The sequence below is a fragment of the Mesorhizobium sp. M4B.F.Ca.ET.089.01.1.1 genome, from assembly GCF_004022605.1.
Classification (GTDB): Bacteria; Pseudomonadota; Alphaproteobacteria; order Rhizobiales; family Rhizobiaceae; genus Mesorhizobium; species Mesorhizobium abyssinicae.
In genome coordinates, this window is sequence record NZ_RZOS01000774.1 from 1 (window position 1) to 1,617 (window position 1,617).

At 59.8% G+C, this 1,617-nt stretch carries 1 protein-coding gene and 3 pseudogenes; 1 reads left to right on the forward strand and 3 read right to left on the reverse strand.

Translation table 11 applies throughout. The features are described from left to right. Nucleotides 1-495, reverse strand: a 495-nt coding sequence (locus tag EN780_RS33725) for an arginase family protein (RefSeq protein ID WP_189556966.1), incomplete at its 3' end; no start/stop codon positions are given. Nucleotides 496-749: 254 nt separating this feature from the next. On the opposite strand from EN780_RS33725, the pseudogene EN780_RS41020 reads away from it, so the two are divergent. Next, nucleotides 750-965 (forward strand): annotated as a pseudogene (locus EN780_RS41020) (ATP-binding cassette domain-containing protein); the annotation flags it as partial. A 23-nt stretch (nucleotides 966-988) separates the two neighbouring features. On the opposite strand, the pseudogene EN780_RS33735 reads toward EN780_RS41020, so the two are convergent. Then, nucleotides 989-1,118 (reverse strand): annotated as a pseudogene (locus EN780_RS33735) (IS630 family transposase); the annotation flags it as partial. 95 nt (nucleotides 1,119-1,213) lie between these two features. Beyond that, nucleotides 1,214-1,617 (reverse strand): annotated as a pseudogene (locus tag EN780_RS41025) (hypothetical protein); the annotation flags it as partial.

Sequence of the window (1,617 nt, forward strand, 5' to 3'; positions counted from 1 at the left end):
ATCGATGGCAGCTGGCAGATCTGGGAAATAGCCGTGAAAGCCCTTTTGGCCGCAGGCATAGGCGAGGGGGACGCCGTGCAGGTTGCCGCTGACCGTAGTGTCGAGCGTGTGAAAATCCGGGTGGGCATCCAGCCAAAGCACGAAGAGCGGCCGGCCCAACTCCTTGGCACGCCGAGCAACTCCCGACAGTGTGCCGGCAGAGATACTGTGATCGCCGCCGAGAAAGATCGGCATTGCTTGCCGGCTTGCCGCATAGGCAGCTTTGGCGATCGCTTCGGTCCAGGCCGAGACCTGCGGCAGCGCATTCAGGCCGCGGTTCTCATGCACCACAGGCGGAAGCGGCCCGGGAGCAACCGCCCCTGCGTCCTCCACTTCATGGCCGAGTTCTGTCAGCGCATGCGCGAGACCCGCCGCGCGCAGCGCGCTCGGCCCCATGTCGCAGCCCATGCGCCCGGCCCCGTCCTGGACCGGCGCGCCAACGATTCTACACAGCATGTCTGCTCCCAACTAAAAGGTTTACGGAGCAATCCTGATCACGATGGTCTGGCGAAATGAATGGGACAATTTGCCATTTTTTGATGCTACTGTTCTCAAAATGAGTGCCAAATTAAGCTAATATGAGAACTTCGCATGACCAGATCCTAACCAAAGCACCTCCCTCGGAACGTGCAACGTCAGACGAGATAGCCAACGTGCAGATATGTTGTGGTTTTGCGCGGAACGGAGCAGTCGAGGGGCGCCAGTTCGAGCTGACCACCCGGTCGAACATCCGCGCCGGAAACGCCAGCCACCAGTGTATTTTTTACGTCGAAGAGAGGGTCACCCGCGCCTTGGGCGGCATCAGGTTCCAGGTGAAGAAGGGCGAAACGCTCGGCGTCGTCGGCGAATCCGGGCGCGGAAAGAGCGTTACCGCTCTCTCAATCCTTGGCATTCTGTTGAAGCTGTCCGCCAGGACGGTCGGCGGCGCTCATCGATCAGCCCGACGAGAAGCTTTGTGTGCGTCAAGGCTGGACGCACGTCGGCGCCCTTGCGTCCGCTCGCCGATCTTCGCCCGTGCGATCCTCCGGATCGCACTCGATATACCTTCCCGAACCGCGCCGCCGCCTGCCGGCAGACATGCCCGCGTCCGAAGCTTTCAAGACCCGCGATCAATAATCGTCGCTCAGTGCTCTTCCCATCATCCACCTCATCAAAGTGGATGCCCGACGTCATATCACAACCGATTATTTGATCGCTGGACGTGCTCTACGCCGAGTTCGACCGGATCGGGAACTGTCGTCGCGAAAATATCGAGATAGTTTCGTCGTTTCGTGGGCGATGCTTGGCCGAGCCTTTCGACTTTCTGAGAAACCGTCTCCTTGAGGCGTTCAGCGCTGGGCTTCAGGCTTTCTTCGGCTATCTTAATCCGCGCGTCGATGGCCGCTACGTCCGATTTTGCCTCCGCTTCGTTTCCAGATCCGCCACTCGACGCCACTTTCGCACGTTTCGGTTGCGGCAGGGCGGCTTTGCGATTCACGGTGCGAGTTGCGGGCTCCTTTGTTGCCGCTTTCGCGGTCGCAGCGACAGTCGGCATCACCTCAGCTGGTGATGACATTCTCCTTTCGAAATCAGCCATCT